This window comes from Lonsdalea quercina (genome assembly GCF_900107885.1).
GTDB lineage: Bacteria > Pseudomonadota > Gammaproteobacteria > Enterobacterales > Enterobacteriaceae > Lonsdalea > Lonsdalea quercina.
Genome location: NZ_FNQS01000005.1, coordinates 37,568 through 54,719, shown reverse-complemented (window position 1 = coordinate 54,719; position 17,152 = coordinate 37,568). Strand labels below are relative to the sequence as shown.

The following is a 17,152-nucleotide window of genomic DNA, read 5'->3' as shown; positions in this document are numbered from 1 at the left end:
ATTATCAACATGACTGAATCTTTTGCTCAACTCTTTGAAGAATCCCTGAAAGAAATCGAAACCCGTCCGGGTTCCATCGTTCGCGGTGTTGTTGTTGCTATCGACAAAGATGTCGTACTGGTTGACGCCGGTCTGAAATCTGAGTCCGCCATTCCGGCTGAGCAGTTCAAGAACGCGCAGGGCGAAATTGAAATTCAGGTTGGCGATGAAGTTGACGTTGCACTGGACGCTGTCGAAGACGGCTTCGGCGAAACGCTGCTGTCTCGTGAGAAAGCTAAGCGTCACGAAGCATGGCTGATGCTGGAAAAAGCTTACGAAGAAGCTGCGACTGTTACTGGTGTTATCAACGGTAAAGTTAAAGGTGGTTTCACCGTTGAGCTGAACGGTATTCGTGCGTTCCTGCCTGGCTCCCTGGTAGACGTGCGTCCGGTACGTGACACGCTGCACCTGGAAGGCAAAGAGCTTGAGTTCAAAGTGATCAAGCTGGACCAGAAACGTAACAACGTTGTGGTTTCCCGCCGTGCAGTTATCGAATCCGAAAACAGCGCAGAGCGCGATCAGCTGCTGGAAAACCTGCAGGAAGGCATGGAAGTTAAAGGTATCGTTAAGAACCTCACTGACTACGGTGCATTCGTTGATCTGGGCGGCGTTGACGGCCTGCTGCACATCACTGACATGGCTTGGAAACGCGTTAAGCATCCGAGCGAAATCGTCAACGTTGGCGATGAAATCAACGTTAAGGTGCTCAAATTCGACCGCGAACGTACCCGTGTCTCTCTGGGTCTGAAACAGCTGGGCGAGGATCCTTGGGTTGCTATCGCTAAACGTTACCCGGAAAGCACTCGTCTGACGGGTCGCGTAACCAACCTGACTGACTATGGCTGCTTCGTTGAAATCGAAGAAGGCGTTGAAGGTCTGGTTCACGTTTCCGAAATGGATTGGACCAACAAAAACATCCATCCGTCTAAAGTGGTCAACGTGGGCGACGTGGTTGAAGTTATGGTTCTGGATATCGACGAAGAACGTCGTCGTATCTCCCTGGGCCTGAAACAGTGCAAATCCAACCCGTGGCAGCAGTTCGCTGAAACCCACAACAAGGGTGACCGCGTAGAAGGTAAGATCAAGTCTATCACTGACTTCGGTATCTTCATCGGTCTGGACGGCGGCATTGACGGTCTGGTTCACCTGTCCGACATCTCCTGGAACGTCGCTGGCGAAGAAGCTGTTCGCGAGTACAAGAAAGGCGACGAAATCGCTGCCGTTGTCCTGCAGGTTGATGCAGAGCGTGAGCGCATCTCCCTGGGCGTTAAACAGCTGGCTGAAGATCCGTTCAACAACTACCTGTCTATGAACAAGAAAGGTGCGATTGTTACGGGTAAAGTTACTGCCGTTGACGCTAAAGGTGCTACAGTTGAATTAGCTGATGGCGTTGAAGGTTACCTGCGTGCTTCTGAAGCCGCGCGTGACCGCGTTGAAGACGCAACTCTGGTTCTGAGCGTTGGCGATTCCGTTGAAGCGAAGTACACCGGTGTTGACCGTAAGAATCGCGTAGTTAGCCTGTCTGTTCGTGCTAAAGACGAAGCTGACGAGAAAGATGCAATCGCTTCTGTTAACAACAAACAGGACGAAAGCAACTTCTCCAATGCAATGGCTGAAGCTTTCAAAGCAGCTAAAGGCGAATAATCACGGTGGACCGGGTGGCGCCATGCCGCCCGGTCTCAAACGGTAGTAAGTTACTATGGTTTTTAAGAGACCATATACTTGGAGGAACTATGACCAAGTCTGAGCTTATTGAAAGACTTGCTGGACAGCAATCTCATATCCCGGCCAAGTTGGTCGAGGACGCGGTGAAAGAGATGCTCGAGCAGATGGCGAGTACGCTGGCAGAAGGCGATCGTATTGAGATCCGTGGGTTCGGCAGTTTCTCACTTCACTACCGTGCACCGCGTGTCGGACGTAACCCGAAGACAGGTGAAAAGGTGGAACTTGAAGGTAAATACGTTCCTCATTTCAAACCTGGCAAGGAACTGCGCGATCGTGCGAATATCTACGGCTGATTAACGGTTGTAGTTAAACGCCCTCTTGCGCGGCATTACGTGCAACAGACAGCTAAGTAAAAATTCTAAAAGGCGCCCTTAAAAGGCGCCTTTTTTCTATCTGAGATTCGGCCCACTAGCTTATCTCTATCATTATTAATGATTGTGGGGCGAGTGACTTGAATAAATCTATCGGTCATCACTAATCGTCAGAGGTATGCCAGAAAGACTCAGGCGAAACGACCAGCCATGGCAACGTCAAGCGACGTGGTCTGAGTGGCAGCCTCTGTGAGGGGAAAAGGGAAAGCGGCAGCGGCGGCGAATGTACGGCGCAGTGTACTGAGGCATCATATAGCCGATATGCAGCGTTTTTGAGACGTCAAAGGTGTAGACCATTAAACATCCTCAGAAATGATGAGGAGCAGGGCTGACGCACGTGCCGGATGCTTTAAAACCGGGACCTCGGCGAGGACAATTAGCTCGGTGTGTGATAAGGCGAACTAAGCCGATTTGGGTGACATGCAGACAGCGGCTGGCGTCGCTATCGGGGATGTACACGCGAATTTCGAGATGTGGGTCACCCCAGCGACTCCAGGGGTGACCCACGTAGAGGGGCGATTACTGGGTATGACGTTGTTGCAGACAGCCTATAATGGTCGCCAGATCCAAGTCCTGATCCTGAAGCAGTACCAGCAGGTGGTACATCAAATCGGAGGCTTCGTTGGTCAATTCCTCCCTGTCATGTACCGTTGCGGCCAGCGCAGTCTCCAATCCTTCTTCGCCGACTTTTTGTGCGATACGCTTCGTGCCGCTGGCATACAGCCGCGCGGTGTAGGAACTTTCCGGATCGGCGCTCTTGCGGCTGGCTAACAGCTGTTCCAGCTCAAACAGAAACTGCCATTGGCTGGCGGCCGGTGCGAAGCAGCTGCTTGTGCCGGTATGGCAGGTAGGGCCAACCGGATTGGCCAGAACCAGCAGGGTATCGTTATCACAGTCCGGCGTGATGGAGACGACGTTCAGGACATTGCCTGAGGTTTCGCCTTTGGTCCACAGTCGGTTTTTGGTGCGGGAGAAAAAGGTGACTTTTCCTGTTTCTTCGGTCGACTGCAGTGCTTGCGGATTCATATAACCCAGCATCAGCACTTCGCCGGAGACGGCATGTTGTACGATAGCTGGCAGCATGCCGTTGGTTTTTTCCCAGTCTAACTGGCTTCTTTGTTGTTCTGTTAACACACCCGGATCTCCACGCCTTGTTGCTTGAGGAACTGTTTTAGTTCGCCAATATTAATGATTTGTTTATGGAAGACAGATGCCGCCAGCGCGCCATCGACGCGTGCATTCTGAAATGCTTCCAGAAAATGCTCGCGAGCGCCGGCGCCGCCGGAGGCGATCAATGGCACCTGACAGACGTCTCGTACCTGCCGCAGTTGTTCCAGATCGTAGCCGTTGCGGACGCCGTCCTGGTTCATCATGTTGAGAACAATTTCACCTGCGCCGAGCTTCTGAACTTCCTGAACCCAGTCCAGCGTCTCCCACTGAGTGACGCGGGTGCGATTTTCGTCGCCGGTGTATTGATTAACATGATAACGCCCGGTGTCGGCATCATGCCAGGTATCAATCCCGACCACGATGCATTGGACGCCGAAGCGGTCGGCCAATCGGGAAATCAACGTCGGGTCGGCCAGCGCCGGCGAGTTGATGGAAATTTTATCCGCGCCGAACGACAGGATCTGGGCGGCTTCTTCCAGACTTTTGATACCGCCGGCTACGCAGAAGGGGATATCGATCACTTCTGCCACGCGAGAGACCCAGGTTTTATCCACGACGCGGCCGTCGGAAGACGCCGTAATATCGTAGAACACCAGTTCGTCCGCGCCTTCTTGCGCATAGCGCTGCGCTAGAGGAACGATATCGCCAATAATTTCGTGGTTGCGGAATTGAACGCCTTTGACCACCTGCCCGTCACGAACGTCGAGACAGGGAATTATCCGTTTTGCCAGCATGCAATGGCCTCCGCTACGTTAAATTTTCCTTCCAGCAGGGCGCGACCCACGATGACGCCTTGCACGCCGCTGCCGCGCAACGAGTCGATATCTGCCAGAGAGCCAATACCGCCGGAAGCCTGAAACGCCACCTGCGGATATTGCTGGCTGATCTCTCGATAAAGATCGACGTTTGAGCCCTGCAACGTGCCGTCGCGTGAAATATCGGTGCACAGCACGTGACGCAAACCGAACGGCAGAAAGCGCTCGACGGTCTGCTCCAGCGTGATCCCCGAATTCTCCTGCCAACCGCTGATCGCCACATTTTTGACGCCGTCGGCATCAATACGCACGTCCAGCGCCAGTACTAATGCCTCGGCGCCGTAACGGGTAAACCACGACTGCACCAATTCCGGTTCTTTTACCGCGGTGGAGCCGATGACGACGCGGCGGGCGCCGGCTTCCAACAGGGCTTCTACGTCCTGCTCGGTGCGGATACCGCCGCCGACCTGTACCGGCACGGAGACGCCTGCCAACAGCGTTTTCAGCAGAGGGATCTGACGAGCGGCCGGGTCTTTCGCCCCGGTTAAATCAACCAGATGCAGCACCTGTGCGCCTTGCTGCTGATAATCCTGCAGGCGAGGAAGCGGATCGCTGCCGTATTGCCGCTGCTGTCCGTAATCGCCCTGATGCAAACGGACAACCTGCCCGTCGATCAAGTCTAAAGCGGGAATAATCATGACCGTTTACATCTCCAGAAAGTTTTTCATCAACTGCGCGCCGGCGGCGCCGGAACGTTCCGGGTGGAACTGCACGCCATAGAAGTTCTCTTTTTGCACGGCCGCCGTAAAGGCGTCGCCGTATTGAGCCTGAGCGATGGTATCGGCGCAGACCGGCATAGCGTAGCTGTGCACGAAGTAGAAGTAAGCGTCTTCAGGAATGTCGCGGAACAGGCGGTGACCCGCCTGTGGCGTCAATTGATTCCATCCCATGTGCGGCAGAGGCAGGCCTTTGTCTTCCATTTTCAACACGGGCGCATCCACGATGCCCAGGGTGTCGATGCCACCGTTCTCATCGCTGGCGCTGCCAAGAAGCTGCATACCTAAACAGATGCCCAAAACGGGCTGGGTGCAGGCCTTGATCAGGTCGATCAGATCGCGTTCTCTCAACTGATTCATCGCGGCCTGTGCCGTACCGACGCCCGGTAGAAACAGTTTATCGGCGTGTAATACCACGTCCGACTCGCGGCTGATGACCGGATCATAGCCCAGACGTTTCACCGCATAGGCGACGGAGGACAAATTGGCACAGCCGGTATCCAGAATCACCACGTCCATTACAGTACTCCTTTCGAACTCGGCAGCGTATCGCCTTCAACCCGAATAGCCTGACGCAGCGCGCGGCCAAAAGCTTTAAACAAGCTTTCGACGCGGTGGTGGTCGTTGCGGCCTTTGGTCTTGAGGTGCAACGTGCAAGCCATCGCATAAGACAGCGAACGGAAGAAGTGTTCGACCATTTCCGTGCTCAGATCGCCCACGCGCTGATAGTTAAATTCCGCTTTATATTCCAAGTGCGGGCGACCGGAGATATCCAGCGCACAGCGAGCCAGACATTCGTCCATCGGCAGCACGAAACCGAAGCGGCCGATACCGCGTTTATCGCCCAGCGCCTTATTCAATGCTTCGCCCAGCGCCAACGCGGTATCTTCTACCGTGTGGTGGTCGTCGATGTACAGATCGCCTTTGACTTCAACCTGCATGCGGAAGCCGCCATGAGTGGCGATCTGGTCCAGCATGTGGTCGAAGAAGCCGACGCCAGTGCTGATTTTGCTCTCTCCCTCACGGTCAAGCCAGACGTTGACGTCGATGGCCGTTTCGCGCGTCACCCGGCTGACGTGCGCGTGCCGATCGCGGCGGGTCAGCTGGGCGACGATATCAGCCCAGTTCAGCCCGTCTCGCTGGTAGCGCAGACCGGTGATCCCCAGGTTTTTCGCCAGTTCGATATCCGTTTCCCGATCGCCGATGACATAGCTGTTGCCGCTGTCCATCACGTTGTCTTTCAGGAACGCGTCAACCAGCGCCGTTTTCGGTTTGCGGCAGTCACAGTTGTCGGACGGCAGGTGCGGGCAGATCAGCACACGTTCGAAGGCAATTCCCTGAGAGGAGAAGATCTGCATCATCAGATCATGTGGCGGATCAAAGTCTTCCTGCGGGAAGCAGGCGGTGCCCAGTCCATCCTGATTCGTGATCATCACCAGTTTAAAGCCAGCCTTTTGCAGCGCCAGCAGCGAAGGAATGACATTCGGCTCCAGCGCCAGTTTGTCCAGCCGGTCGACCTGATAATCCTCAGGCGGCTCGGCGATCAGCGTGCCGTCACGGTCGATAAAAAGGTATTTCAATCCCACAATCGTTCCTCAAGATTAAGCGGTGGTGATGCCGGAAAGCGCCTGCAGGGCAGCGATAACGCGTTCGCATTCGTAGCGGGTGCCGACGGTAATTCGCAGGCAGCCGGCCAGCCCGGGCTGTTTATTTTGGTCGCGCAGAATAATGCCTTGCTCCCACAGCGATTTAAACACCTGGGTCGTCGGGTCGAACTTCACCAGCAGGTAGTTGCTTTCGCTGGGGAAAACGGATTCCACGCAGTCGAGCGGCCGCAGCGCGTCGGCCAGCCAGCGACGGTTTTCCAGTATCCCGGCGACGTTTTTCTTCATTTTGGCGATACCCGCGTCGCTCAACGCCTGAGCGGCGATGTCCGCGACCGGCAAAGAGAGCGGATAGGGGGCAATCACCTTCAACAGCAGCTGAATAACGTCTTCGTTCGCCAGCGTGAAGCCGCAGCGCAGCCCTGCCAGCGCGAATGCTTTGGACAACGTGCGCAGGATCACCAGATGAGGATAGTCTGCCAGCCAACTGACGGTAGACGCCTCCGGGCAGAACTCGATGTAGGCTTCGTCGATAACGACCAGCGCCTTGTCCTGCGTCAGTTCTAGCAGGCGGCGCAGATCTTCCGGGTTGACCAGGTTGCCCGTCGGGTTATTCGGGCTGCAAACGTAGATCACCTTGACGTTGTCGAGCTGACGTTCGATCGAGTCCATATCCAGCTGCCAGTCAGCGGTGCTCTGCGCCATGCGGCGTTCGACACCAAATGTTTCGGCGCTGACCGCGTACATGCCATAGGTCGGCGGGCAGAATAGAATGGCATCTTTGCCGGGTTCGCAGAAGGCGCGGATCAACAGTTCGATGCCCTCATCCGCCCCACGGCTAGTCAGCACCTGCTCCGGCCGGACGCCCGCATAGGCCGCGTAGCGTTCGATAACCTGTTTCGGCTGGCATTCCGGATAACGGTTCAGCGTCGGCAGCGTGAGCTGGTATTCCGGCTCCTGAGGATATTCGTTGGCGTTTAGCCAGACGTCGCCGCTGCCGCCCAGTCGGCGGGCCGACAGGTAGGGCGTCAACTGACGGACGTTTTCACGTGCCAGATTGTCGATGCTCATGCTTGCTCCTTTAGGGCGGCGACGCGCAGGGAGACGGCGTTTTTGTGGGCGGTCAGCTGTTCTGCCTGCGCCATCACCTCGATCGCGGGCGCCAGCGCGAGCAGGCCCTGCGGCGTTAATTGCTGAACGGTCATCCGTTTCTGGAAGTCCGCCAGACCTAAACTGGAGTAGGTGGCGGTATAACCGTAGGTCGGCAACACGTGGTTGGTGCCGGAGGCATAGTCGCCCGCCGATTCCGGCGACCAGTCGCCAAGGAAGACGGAACCGGCGCTGATGATATCGTCGACCAAATCGCGCGCATTGCGGGTCTGGATGATCAAGTGCTCCGGGCCGTACTGGTTGCTGATCTCAACGCACTGAGTCAGGTCGCGGGCGATGATCACGCGGCTGCTCGCCAGCGCCTGAGCAGCGATTTCGCGGCGCGGAAGCTGACTCAGCTGTTGTTCCACCGCCACGGTGACGGCCTGCGCCAGGTCGCGATCCGGCGTCAGTAGAATCACCTGCGAGTCCGGACCGTGCTCGGCCTGAGAGAGCAGGTCGGAAGCGATAAAGTCCGGCGTGGCGCCGCTGTCGGCGATCACCAGCACTTCGGAAGGACCGGCGGGCATATCAATTGCCGCGCCGTCCAGACGCTGACTGACCTGACGTTTGGCTTCGGTCACGTAGGCGTTGCCGGGTCCAAAAATCTTGTCCATCTTCGGTATGCTTTCGGTCCCGAACGCCATGGCCGCGATGGCCTGCGCGCCGCCCAGCTGGAAGACTTCTTGCACGCCGCACAGCTGCGCCGCATACAGAATTTCATCGGCAATCGGCGGCGGAGAGCACAGGATGACGCGGTTGCAGCCCGCCAGCGTCGCCGGCGTCGCCAGCATCAGCACGGTGGACAGGAGGGGCGCTGAGCCGCCGGGGATATAAAGCCCCACGTTGGCGATGGGGCGGGTGAGCTGCTGACAGCGAACGCCCGGTTGGGTTTCGACGTCTACTGGCGGCAGCTGCTGCGCTTCGTGGAACGTTTTGATATTGCGTACGGCAATCGCCATCGCCTGCTTAATGTCATCGCCCAGACGATCGGCCGCTGCGTCAACGTCCTGCTGACTGATGCGCAGGCTGTCCACCTGCGCTTTGTCAAAACGCGCGCTGAAGTCGCGCAGGGCGCTGTCGCCCTCGGCTTTCACGCGATCCAGAATGTCGCTGACGATGGCGGTGATCTGGCCGGAGGCGGAAATAGCCGGGCGCGTCAGCAGCTGTTGCCGCTCTGGTTCTGAACACGCCTGCCAATCAATGAGTGTTTCGAAGCTGTTTGCCATAGTGATTACTCCATCATCTTCTCAATCGGCAGCACCAGAATCGAGCTGGCGCCCAGTGCTTTTAGATTTTCCATCGTTTCCCAGAACAGAGTTTCGCTGCTCACCATGTGCATCGCGACACGGCTTTTCTCTCCGGCCAGCGGCAAGATGGTGGGACGTTCGGCGCCCGGCAGCAGCGAGATGATTTCGTCCAGACGTTCGCTGGGCGCATGCAGCATGATGTATTTGGATTCGCGAGCCTGAATCACGCCCTGCATACGGGTCAGGAGTTTGTCGATCAGCTCCTGCTTCTCCGCAGGCATATCGCCATCGCGCTGAATCAGGCAGGCTTTGGACCGGTAAATCACTTCGACTTCACGCAGACCGTTGGCTTCCAGTGTTGCCCCGGTCGAAACCAGGTCGCAGATGGCGTCGGCCAGACCCGCGCGGGGTGCGACTTCGACGGAGCCATTCAGCAGACAGGATTTGAAATTGATATCTTGTTTATCGAGGTATTGCTTAAGGATGTGGGGGTAAGAGGTGGCGATGCGTTTATTTTGCAGGCATTGAGGACCGGTATATTCCTCATCCAGCGGCATTGCCAGCGACAGGCGACATCCGCCGAAATCCAGCCGGCGCAGCGTAAAGTAGCGCGGGTCTTCGCCCTGAGCTCGACGGTCGAGTAATTCTTCCTCCAGCACGTTTTCGCCGATGATGCCCAGATCGACGACACCGTCCATGATCAGCCCCGGAATATCGTCATCGCGAACGCGCAAAATATCGATGGGCATATTCTCAGCGAAAGCGATGAGACGCTGCTGCTGCAAATTGATTTTAATACCGCAGCGGGCCAGTAACTCGCGAGATTCGTCACTCAAACGGCCTGATTTCTGCATCGCGATGCGTAAACGTGTTTTATCCAGCATATAAACCTCAATTTTCCTGTCTGATGCGCCTGTTGATGCAGGCTTCTTTTTTAAAAACGGGGGGCCATAAAAAAACCCTCGGAAGATGATCTTCCGAGGGCTCTCTTTAACGTTCTGCGCCACTGGAAGATCTAACCGTCTTCCAGCACCAATCGCCTGAAAGACTAGTCAGGGTGATGGTGATGATGGTGGTTGAACAGAACGCTTAACATAATATTGTCCACTAATGTCGATGATTTAATTCTCGTGTTGGACTTAACCTAAACTAAGTCGTATCGGTTGTGCAACCGTTTTTTACCTCTGCGTGGGCATTTGGAGTTGCGATGGTGAATTGAGCGTGGATAGTAGGTGGAAACAAGCTGGTCAGGGCGGGAGCGTGAAATGAAAAAAGTGTCGATTATCGGGTTAGGGTGGCTGGGCATGCCGCTGGCATTGGCGTTGATGGGCCGCGGGTATCAGGTGGCCGGCAGTAAAACCACGGATGACGGGGTAGAGGCGACGCGCAACGTAGGGATTGAATGTTATCGCCTGCGTCTGACGCCGGAGCCTGAGTGCGAAGCCCGTGAACTGGAAGCGCTGCTGAACACGGATGCGCTGATTGTGACGTTGCCGCCGAGCAAGGTGTCCCAAGAGGGGGCCGGCTATCTGGAGGCGGTTCAAGCGATCGTCAACAGCGCGTTGGCTCTCGGCGTTTCCCGCATTGTGTTTACCAGTACGACGTCGGTCTACGGACGGACGCAGGGCATCGTCAAGGAGAGCAGCGCGCTGAAGCCTGATACCGCGACGGCGCAAAGCATCGTTGAGCTGGAACAGTGGTTGCACGCGTTGCCGAATACGGAGGTGGATATTGTGCGGCTCGCCGGGCTGGTGGGCGCGGAACGTCATCCGGGACGTTTCCTTGCAGGGCGCCGCGACGTGCCGAACGGCAGTCACGGTGTCAATCTGGTTCACCAGGAGGATGTGGTCGCGGCTATTCTCCTGCTGTTGCAGCTGCCTCATGGCGGACATCTCTACAACTTGTGCGCGCCGCTGCATCCCTCCCGGGAAGTATTCTATACCGCGCAGGCGCAGCGTCTGCATCTGGTCCCGCCCCGATTTTTGGCGGGCGACCCGGAGGCGGCGCGCCTCGTCGATGGGCAGCTTATCTGTCGCGAACTGGGATTCGAGTACTTGCATCCAGACCCGATGACGATCCCGCTCAACTGACAAAGCCTCTCTAGCCGTTATTTTTACGGTACAGGCGTCGGGGATGACCGATTTTGCCGTACAGCATCTGCACGTCGAGAAAACGATTCTCCAGACTATGCTCCAGATACCGGCGGGCGGTGGTCTTGCTCAGCCCCGTTCGGGCGACTACCTCATCGACTGAAAACAGCGTCTCCGGGGCGTCATGGAAGATTTGCTGGATCAAATTCAGGGTGTTTTCCTCGATGCCTTTCACCGTCGAGCCGGTGGGGGCGGCGCTTGACTGGAGCTGATACAGAACGTCGACATTCTGCTGATCGACGTATTTGTAGGTGTACTGCGCCTTCACGAACTGGATAAAGCGCTCCAGCGATGAGCGCAGACGCGGGTAGGAAACCGGTTTGATGATGTAATCGAACGCGCCGCAGCGGATCGCCTGTGCGCAGGTGTCCATATCGCTCGCGGCCGTGATGAAAATGACCGAGCAGTTCATTCCTTTCATGAGTTCGCTTTCAATCAACGAGATGCCTTCGCCATCCGGCAAATAGTTGTCCAGCAGCATTAAACGGGGACGATGCTGCTGGAGTAATCGCCGCGCTTCCTGCAGCGTAGAGGCTATACCGACGATGCGTAGGTTGAAATTCTTTTCAATAAACTCGGCATGGATGTCGGCCAGTCGTTTTTCATCTTCGACGATGAGGACCTCGAAGTTTTCGACCGATTTGTCCGTCGACGACGTGGGTTTCTCAATTGACATGATGCGCTGTGTTCCTGTTGGTCTCTGTCTGGTGGGTCTCGGTAAGATGCCGGGGAATAAAAACGGAAAAAATAGTGCCCTGCGGCGGGTTGGCGGAAACCTCAATCACTCCCTGGGCCTGATTGACATAGTTTGCGACCAGATGAAGCCCCAGCCCGTGATCGCCTGCGGTCTTGCTGGTGACGCCCATGTCAAAAATGCGGTCGGCTATCTCCGGGGCGATGCCGGTGCCCTTGTCGGCGATTTCAATCACCAGTTCCCGCTCATTATCATGAATATAGACTTCAATCGGTTCGTGCGGCCGTGGGCTGGCCAGCGTGGCTTCCATCGCGTTATCCAGCAGATTGCCGATGATCGACATCAACTCCGTCTCACGCAGCGCGTCGGGAATAGCCTTCAGCTGGCAGCGAGGGTCGAAGAGCATCTGCAGGCCTTTCTCTCGCGCGCTGGCGTATTTCCCCAGCAGTAATCCACACAGGGCGGGAGCGCTGAACCGCGCGGAGATAAAGTCCAGCGTGGCCTGTGCGCCCTGCGATTGGGCTTCGATATAGCGAATTGCCTCATCGTAGCGTTCCAGGTGCAGCAGCCCGGCCAGCGTCGCCGTCCAGTTCAGCTGCTCATGGCGTAATATCCGCAGGCTGTTGGCGTAGCGTTTTACCTGGCTGAGCTGCAGGCTCAGCGTGTGGAGATCGTTTTTATCGCGAAAGCTGATGACCCAACCCTGTAGTTCGTCTTCCAGCATGATCCGCACGCGGCTGGCGATGACGGTGACATGATTAAAGCGGCAAATTTCGTCGTGGGTATCGCTGGTCCACATCTCATCGCTGGAAAAGAAGGGGACGGACTTGATGACTTCGTCTATCGGTCTGCCACGAAGCGTCACGGCGGGATCGTTCAGTTCCAGCAGCGTTTTCGCCGAATGGTTAATCGCAGCGATATGCGACTGTTTGTCGATGGCGATGACGCCTTCGTCGATGGACTCGAGCAGCGCTTGCTGCTGGCGGACAAGCAGTTTGATCTCCTGCGGCTCCAGCCCGAACATCTGTTTTTTGAGGTTGCGCGAAAACCACCATGAAAACAGGAACAGCGCGATGAAAATCGCCACGATCCCTAACAGAACGTGGCTGACATTACTGAGCGACAGGCTGTCGATATGCGTTTTCAGATAGCCGACGGACACGATGCCCACCACCTCGTCGCCATCCATAATCGGCGCTTTGCTTCGCAGGGAAATGCCAGTTCCGCCGTGGCGTAGGGTGATCGTGGTCTTACCGGCAAGCACCTCCGCATTATCCCCGCCCACCATTTGGCTGCCGATCAGCTGAGCGTCCGAGGAGTGAAAGAGATGCACGGCGCTACGGTCGCCAATCACGATGAAGCTGGCGTCGCTGTTCTGTATCAACTTCTGTCCGAGAAGGTCAATGGCGGGGATATCGCGTTGTTTGACGCTGGTGATAAGCGTGGGGATCACGGCGATCTCTTTTGCCTGCACCTGCGCCCGCCCGCCCAATTCATTGTAGAGGCGTTGAGATGTCGCGCGATAATAATAAAGGCTGCCCATGGCTAATAACAGGGAGAAAAAAATCATCAAATAAATGAAGAGTCTGAGATGAAATGAAAGCCTGAATGCCATGTTGACCTAACGCCGCCAAGTTTGTTTTGTCTAAAAGTTCAATCTAGCATGAAAGGAGTGAAAGGGGATAAGCAGTACCCATTCTTGTGAGCGGCGACAGGTAAGCTATACGCAGGATTAATATAGACAGGCATATATGTAGACATTTATGGGCAAATGAATTTTATATCGAACATTTTAATTACCTTTTTATAACATAATCAGGGGATATATCCGACAGTCATATGGAGAGGAAAGTTAACGGCATCTTCATGAAAATTGTTTAATAATGTTAATTTGGTAACCATATGTTTTTTATCAGATTAATAATTAAAACTTTAAAAACCATAAGTGCCATTAAAACTCATTTTTCAATTTGAAGGTTATCACACAATAATTGTTTTTGACCTCCTAAAATGGCTGATAAAATAATATAAGGAGGAATGGGCATGAGTACGACAGATGATTCATATATCGCTGTAAAGGATAAAATCTCTGTGAAGCGTTCGCTTAAAGAAAAATGGTGGTATGTACTGGATACATACAAAATTGGTATTATTCCTCTGCCGCTATTCCTTCTGATCGGTCTATTAATCGGGCTTGACTGTCTGGACGGCAAACTGCCCAGCGACATCGTCGTCATGGTAGCGACGATGGCCTTTTTCGGTTTTGCCTGCGGGGAATTCGGCAAGCGTTTGCCGATTATTGGAAAAATGGGGGCAGCGGCCATTTGCGCTACCTTTATTCCCTCCGCGCTAGTGTATTATGGGTTGCTGCCTAAGGTCGTGGTCGACTCTACCACCCTGTTCTATAAGTCCACCAACATCCTTTATCTCTACATTTGCTGCATTATCGTCGGCAGCATCATGAGTATGAATCGGGACACATTAATCCAAGGCTTCATCAGGATTTTCTTTCCCATGCTGTGTGGCGAAATTGTGGGGATGTTGGTCGGCGTCGGCGTCGGGGTCGCGTTGGGCCTGGATCCATTCCAGGTGTTCTTCTTCCTGGTGCTGCCCATCATGGCGGGGGGCGTGGGCGAAGGGGCGATACCGCTTTCCATCGGCTACGCGACCCTGCTGCATATGGACCAGGGCGTGGCGCTGGGAAGAATATTGCCCATCGTCATGCTGGGTGGTCTGACCGCTATCCTGCTGGCGGGGATGCTCAATCAGCTCGGCAAGCGTTATCCGCACCTGACCGGCGAAGGGGAACTCCTGCCGGGCAAATCGAACGATGACAAGAAGACGACGGCGTTGTCGGCCGAACTGAGTGGCAAAATCGATGTGACCGCGCTGGCCGCAGGCGCCTTACTGGCCATCATGCTCTATATGGTGGGCATGCTGGGTCATAAATACATTGGTCTGCCCGCGCCGGTTGGCATGCTGTTTGCTGCGGTGTTGGTAAAGTTAGCGCATGGCGTTTCGCCGCGGATTCGGGAAGGATCGCAGGTGGTTTACAAATTCTTTCAGACGTCTGTGACCTATCCCATTCTGTTTGCCGTGGGCGTCGCGATTACGCCGTGGGAAGAGTTGGTGCATGCTTTCACCATCACAAACCTGATCGTCATCGTCACCACGGTGGTCACGTTGGTTGCGACCGGATTTTTCGTCGGCAAAAAAATCGGCATGTACCCCATTGATGTCGCGATTGTTTCGTGTTGCCAGAGTGGGCAGGGCGGGACCGGCGATGTGGCCATCCTGACCTCCGGCAATCGCATGGTGCTAATGCCTTTCGCCCAGATTGCGACCCGCATTGGCGGTGCAATCAATGTTTCCGTGGCGTTACTGGTCCTCGGGAACTTCCTGATTTAATTCAGTACGACAGTAAAGCAGTGAATCAGCATAGGTCATTTTTAATACGGGAATCATTATGAAACTTGCAAGCTACCGCCACAACGGAAAAGACAGCTACGGCATCTATACACCGGCTGGCTTTATTGACCTGCGCAGCAGATTGGGTCAGCGTTATCCGGATTTGAAAGCATTGCTGGCGGGAGACGGCTTGGCGGCGGCGAAAGCCCTGGTCGATGAAGCGCCGGATGTGGCGGAGTCGGATGTCACTTTCTTACCGGTCATCGTTAATCCTGGGAAAATTTTGTGCGTCGGCATGAATTACGCGGATAAACGCAAAGAATTTGATCAAGTCGACCCGGCGCCGACGTTGTTCGTACGCTTTGCCGACTCTCAGACCGGGCACATGACCGATGTGCTGAAACCCCAGTTCACGGACGAATTCGACTACGAAGGCGAGCTGGCGGTGGTCATCGGTCGCCGCGGACAGAACATCTCGCGCGAAGACGCCTTATCGTTTGTTGCGGGATACAGCTGCTACATGGACGGCTCCGTACGAGACTGGCAGCATAGCTGGTTCACCGCCGGCAAAAACTGGCCGAAAACCGGTGCGTTTGGCCCTTACCTGACGACGAGCGATGAGATCCCCGACCCGCAGGTGCTGAATATTCACACCTATCTCAACGGCAGCCAGGTGCAGGACGATAACACCCGCAACATGGTGCACAAGGTGCCGGAGCTGATTGAGTACATCAGCACCTTTACCTCGTTGGCGCCGGGCGATGTCATCATCACCGGGTCTCCGGGCGGCGTAGGTAAAAAACGTCATCCGCCGCTGTTTATGCGCCCCGGCGATCGCATCGAGGTCGACATCGAACATCTTGGTCGGCTGAGCAATACCATCGCCGAGGCCAAAAGCCGCATCGAAGACGTTCATCCCTCGTCAGCCACGATCACCCATTAAATTCGGTCCCCGTTCGCGCGGGGATATTTTTAGCCGTTATGTTGAATAGCCGTCAGAAGCAGGATTACCGTTATGTATGACGATGAGTCTTTCTTTATCACCACACTCGATGTCAAAGACCATGCCGAGGAGCTGGAGGCGATCCACTCGTTTCTGACACGTTGTCAGTTAGGCATGGACAATGACGTGAACACCTTTGTGGTCGGGAGACACAGCGGTCGTCTGGTGGCCTGTGCGGGGCTGGCGTCGAACACCATCAAATGCGTCGCGGTAGATCCTGAGTTCAGAGACCTGAACCTGGGGGTGCGGATGGTCAACGAAGTCATTCAGCTGGCCGCCGATCGTGGCGTGTTCCATCTGTTTCTCTACACCAAACCCGACAACATCGCCATTTTCCGCGGCTGCGGCTTTTACCCCATCGCCAGCTACGACGAGACGGCCGTGCTGATGGAAAATACGCCGATCGGCATTCAACAGTACTGCCAGAAGCTGTCGGCTTTGCGGCAGCCCGGCGACCGTATCGGTTCTATTGTGATGAATGCCAACCCCTTTACGCTGGGTCACCGTTATTTGGCCGAACAGGCTGCCAGCGCCAGCGACTGGCTGCATATTTTCGTCGTACGCGAAGACGTCTCTTTCTTTCCGTATAGCGAGCGGCTGGAGATGGTGCAAAAAGGGGTTGAACATATTCCCAACCTGACGGTGCATCCCGGCTCGGATTATATGATTTCCAAAGCCACCTTTCCCGGCTACTTCCTGAAGGAAGAGAAACTCATCACCCAAGCCCATGCGGCCATCGACCTGATTATTTTCCGCAAATACATCGCCCCCGCGCTCGGGATCAACCAGCGTTTCGTCGGGACAGAACCCTTCTGTCCGGTGACGTATCAATACAATCAGGATATGCACTACTGGCTGGAGCAGGACGGCAGGGTGAAGGCGCCTGCGCTCAAGGTGATTGAAATCGAGCGCACCTGCGAACACTCAGGCCGGGCTATCTCCGCCTCGGAAGTTCGAAAACTCTTGAAGCTGCGCCAGCTTGACCCCATTCGGGACATGGTGCCGCCGACCACGTTGCAGCATTTACAGCGTTACTGCGAGCCTCAGTACGCGTAATT

General features: G+C 55.4%; 16 protein-coding genes and 1 other annotated feature. Of the genes, 6 read left to right on the top strand and 10 right to left on the bottom strand.

Annotation, left to right across the window (positions count from 1 at the left end; translation table 11 throughout):
• Window positions 1-9 precede the first annotated feature (9 nt).
• Window positions 10-1,683, top strand: coding sequence for a 30S ribosomal protein S1 (gene rpsA / locus BLU64_RS08470; protein WP_026740441.1), 1,674 nt, complete (start codon window positions 10-12; stop codon window positions 1,681-1,683).
• A gap of 89 nt (window positions 1,684-1,772) precedes the next feature.
• Window positions 1,773-2,057 (top strand): integration host factor subunit beta, encoded by a 285-nt coding sequence (gene ihfB / locus BLU64_RS08465; protein WP_026740440.1) that lies wholly within the window; start codon window positions 1,773-1,775, stop codon window positions 2,055-2,057.
• Between the two features lie 597 nt (window positions 2,058-2,654).
• Here ihfB and hisIE read toward each other — a convergent pair.
• Genes hisIE through hisG form a run of 8 tightly spaced genes read right to left on the bottom strand, consistent with a single transcriptional unit; the run spans window position 2,655 to window position 9,723 of the window.
• Window positions 2,655-3,269 carry a bifunctional phosphoribosyl-AMP cyclohydrolase/phosphoribosyl-ATP diphosphatase HisIE gene (gene hisIE, locus BLU64_RS08460; RefSeq protein WP_026743462.1) on the bottom strand — a complete coding sequence of 205 codons (615 nt, stop codon included), beginning with the start codon at window positions 3,267-3,269 and terminating at the stop codon, window positions 2,655-2,657.
• The gene (gene hisF / locus BLU64_RS08455; RefSeq protein ID WP_026743463.1) at window positions 3,263-4,039 is read right to left on the bottom strand and encodes an imidazole glycerol phosphate synthase subunit HisF; all 777 of its coding nucleotides are present in this window, start codon (window positions 4,037-4,039) and stop codon (window positions 3,263-3,265) included. Before hisF ends, hisIE begins: the two co-directional genes overlap by 7 nt.
• The gene (gene hisA / locus BLU64_RS08450) at window positions 4,021-4,758 is read right to left on the bottom strand and encodes a 1-(5-phosphoribosyl)-5-[(5-phosphoribosylamino)methylideneamino]imidazole-4-carboxamide isomerase (RefSeq protein WP_026743464.1); all 738 of its coding nucleotides are present in this window, start codon (window positions 4,756-4,758) and stop codon (window positions 4,021-4,023) included. The genes hisF and hisA overlap by 19 nt, the downstream gene beginning before the upstream one ends.
• Window positions 4,759-4,764: 6 nt before the next feature.
• The gene (gene hisH, locus BLU64_RS08445) at window positions 4,765-5,355 is read right to left on the bottom strand and encodes an imidazole glycerol phosphate synthase subunit HisH (RefSeq protein ID WP_074728394.1); all 591 of its coding nucleotides are present in this window, start codon (window positions 5,353-5,355) and stop codon (window positions 4,765-4,767) included.
• The gene (gene hisB, locus BLU64_RS08440; protein ID WP_074728392.1) at window positions 5,355-6,422 is read right to left on the bottom strand and encodes a bifunctional histidinol-phosphatase/imidazoleglycerol-phosphate dehydratase HisB; all 1,068 of its coding nucleotides are present in this window, start codon (window positions 6,420-6,422) and stop codon (window positions 5,355-5,357) included. The genes hisH and hisB overlap by 1 nt, the downstream gene beginning before the upstream one ends.
• A 15-nt stretch (window positions 6,423-6,437) precedes the next feature.
• Entirely contained in the window at window positions 6,438-7,511 is a 1,074-nt protein-coding gene (gene hisC, locus BLU64_RS08435; protein ID WP_026743467.1) for a histidinol-phosphate transaminase, read from the bottom strand.
• Entirely contained in the window at window positions 7,508-8,818 is a 1,311-nt protein-coding gene (hisD, locus tag BLU64_RS08430) for a histidinol dehydrogenase (protein ID WP_074728391.1), read from the bottom strand. The genes hisC and hisD overlap by 4 nt, the downstream gene beginning before the upstream one ends.
• Before the next feature lie 5 nt (window positions 8,819-8,823).
• Window positions 8,824-9,723: an ATP phosphoribosyltransferase gene (gene hisG / locus BLU64_RS08425; RefSeq protein ID WP_026743469.1), complete on the bottom strand. Its 900-nt coding sequence runs from the start codon at window positions 9,721-9,723 to the stop codon at window positions 8,824-8,826.
• 66 nt (window positions 9,724-9,789) lie between these two features.
• Window positions 9,790-9,912 (bottom strand) — a sequence feature (His leader region).
• 192 nt (window positions 9,913-10,104) lie between these two features.
• Between hisG and BLU64_RS08420 the strand changes: the two genes are divergently transcribed.
• Window positions 10,105-10,929 (top strand): SDR family oxidoreductase, encoded by an 825-nt coding sequence (locus BLU64_RS08420; protein ID WP_026743470.1) that lies wholly within the window; start codon window positions 10,105-10,107, stop codon window positions 10,927-10,929.
• Window positions 10,930-10,939: 10 nt separating this feature from the next.
• Here BLU64_RS08420 and BLU64_RS08415 read toward each other — a convergent pair whose 3' ends face one another.
• Both BLU64_RS08415 and BLU64_RS08410 read right to left on the bottom strand, forming a co-directional pair.
• On the bottom strand, window positions 10,940-11,665 hold the full coding sequence (locus BLU64_RS08415; RefSeq protein WP_026743471.1) for a response regulator: 726 nt from the start codon (window positions 11,663-11,665) through the stop codon (window positions 10,940-10,942).
• A complete protein-coding gene (locus BLU64_RS08410; protein ID WP_026743472.1) occupies window positions 11,655-13,298 on the bottom strand; it encodes an ATP-binding protein in 1,644 nt (547 codons plus the stop codon). Before BLU64_RS08410 ends, BLU64_RS08415 begins: the two co-directional genes overlap by 11 nt.
• Before the next feature lie 428 nt (window positions 13,299-13,726).
• Between BLU64_RS08410 and BLU64_RS08405 the strand changes: the two genes are divergently transcribed.
• The 3 genes from BLU64_RS08405 to citC all read left to right on the top strand — a co-directional run bounded on the left by BLU64_RS08405 (window position 13,727) and on the right by citC (window position 17,150).
• Complete coding sequence (locus BLU64_RS08405; RefSeq protein ID WP_026743473.1) at window positions 13,727-15,091, top strand: 2-hydroxycarboxylate transporter family protein; 1,365 nt, start codon at window positions 13,727-13,729, stop codon at window positions 15,089-15,091.
• A 58-nt stretch (window positions 15,092-15,149) separates the two neighbouring features.
• Window positions 15,150-16,034, top strand: coding sequence for a fumarylacetoacetate hydrolase family protein (locus BLU64_RS08400; RefSeq protein WP_074728389.1), 885 nt, complete (start codon window positions 15,150-15,152; stop codon window positions 16,032-16,034).
• A 72-nt stretch (window positions 16,035-16,106) separates the two neighbouring features.
• On the top strand, window positions 16,107-17,150 hold the full coding sequence (gene citC / locus BLU64_RS08395) for a [citrate (pro-3S)-lyase] ligase (protein WP_074728387.1): 1,044 nt from the start codon (window positions 16,107-16,109) through the stop codon (window positions 17,148-17,150).
• Window positions 17,151-17,152 lie beyond the last annotated feature (2 nt).

Coding starts and splice junctions, on each gene's coding strand:
- BLU64_RS08420 (WP_026743470.1), top strand. CDS start 10,105: ATGAAAAAAGTGTCGATTATCGGGTTAGGGTGGCTGGGCATGCCGCTG.
- ihfB (WP_026740440.1), top strand. CDS start 1,773: ATGACCAAGTCTGAGCTTATTGAAAGACTTGCTGGACAGCAATCTCAT.
- hisC (WP_026743467.1), bottom strand. CDS start 7,511: ATGAGCATCGACAATCTGGCACGTGAAAACGTCCGTCAGTTGACGCCC.
- hisD (WP_074728391.1), bottom strand. CDS start 8,818: ATGGCAAACAGCTTCGAAACACTCATTGATTGGCAGGCGTGTTCAGAA.
- hisG (WP_026743469.1), bottom strand. CDS start 9,723: ATGCTGGATAAAACACGTTTACGCATCGCGATGCAGAAATCAGGCCGT.
- BLU64_RS08415 (WP_026743471.1), bottom strand. CDS start 11,665: ATGTCAATTGAGAAACCCACGTCGTCGACGGACAAATCGGTCGAAAAC.
- hisH (WP_074728394.1), bottom strand. CDS start 5,355: ATGGACGTGGTGATTCTGGATACCGGCTGTGCCAATTTGTCCTCCGTC.
- BLU64_RS08410 (WP_026743472.1), bottom strand. CDS start 13,298: ATGGCATTCAGGCTTTCATTTCATCTCAGACTCTTCATTTATTTGATG.
- hisF (WP_026743463.1), bottom strand. CDS start 4,039: ATGCTGGCAAAACGGATAATTCCCTGTCTCGACGTTCGTGACGGGCAG.
- hisA (WP_026743464.1), bottom strand. CDS start 4,758: ATGATTATTCCCGCTTTAGACTTGATCGACGGGCAGGTTGTCCGTTTG.
- citC (WP_074728387.1), top strand. CDS start 16,107: ATGTATGACGATGAGTCTTTCTTTATCACCACACTCGATGTCAAAGAC.
- BLU64_RS08400 (WP_074728389.1), top strand. CDS start 15,150: ATGAAACTTGCAAGCTACCGCCACAACGGAAAAGACAGCTACGGCATC.
- rpsA (WP_026740441.1), top strand. CDS start 10: ATGACTGAATCTTTTGCTCAACTCTTTGAAGAATCCCTGAAAGAAATC.
- BLU64_RS08405 (WP_026743473.1), top strand. CDS start 13,727: ATGAGTACGACAGATGATTCATATATCGCTGTAAAGGATAAAATCTCT.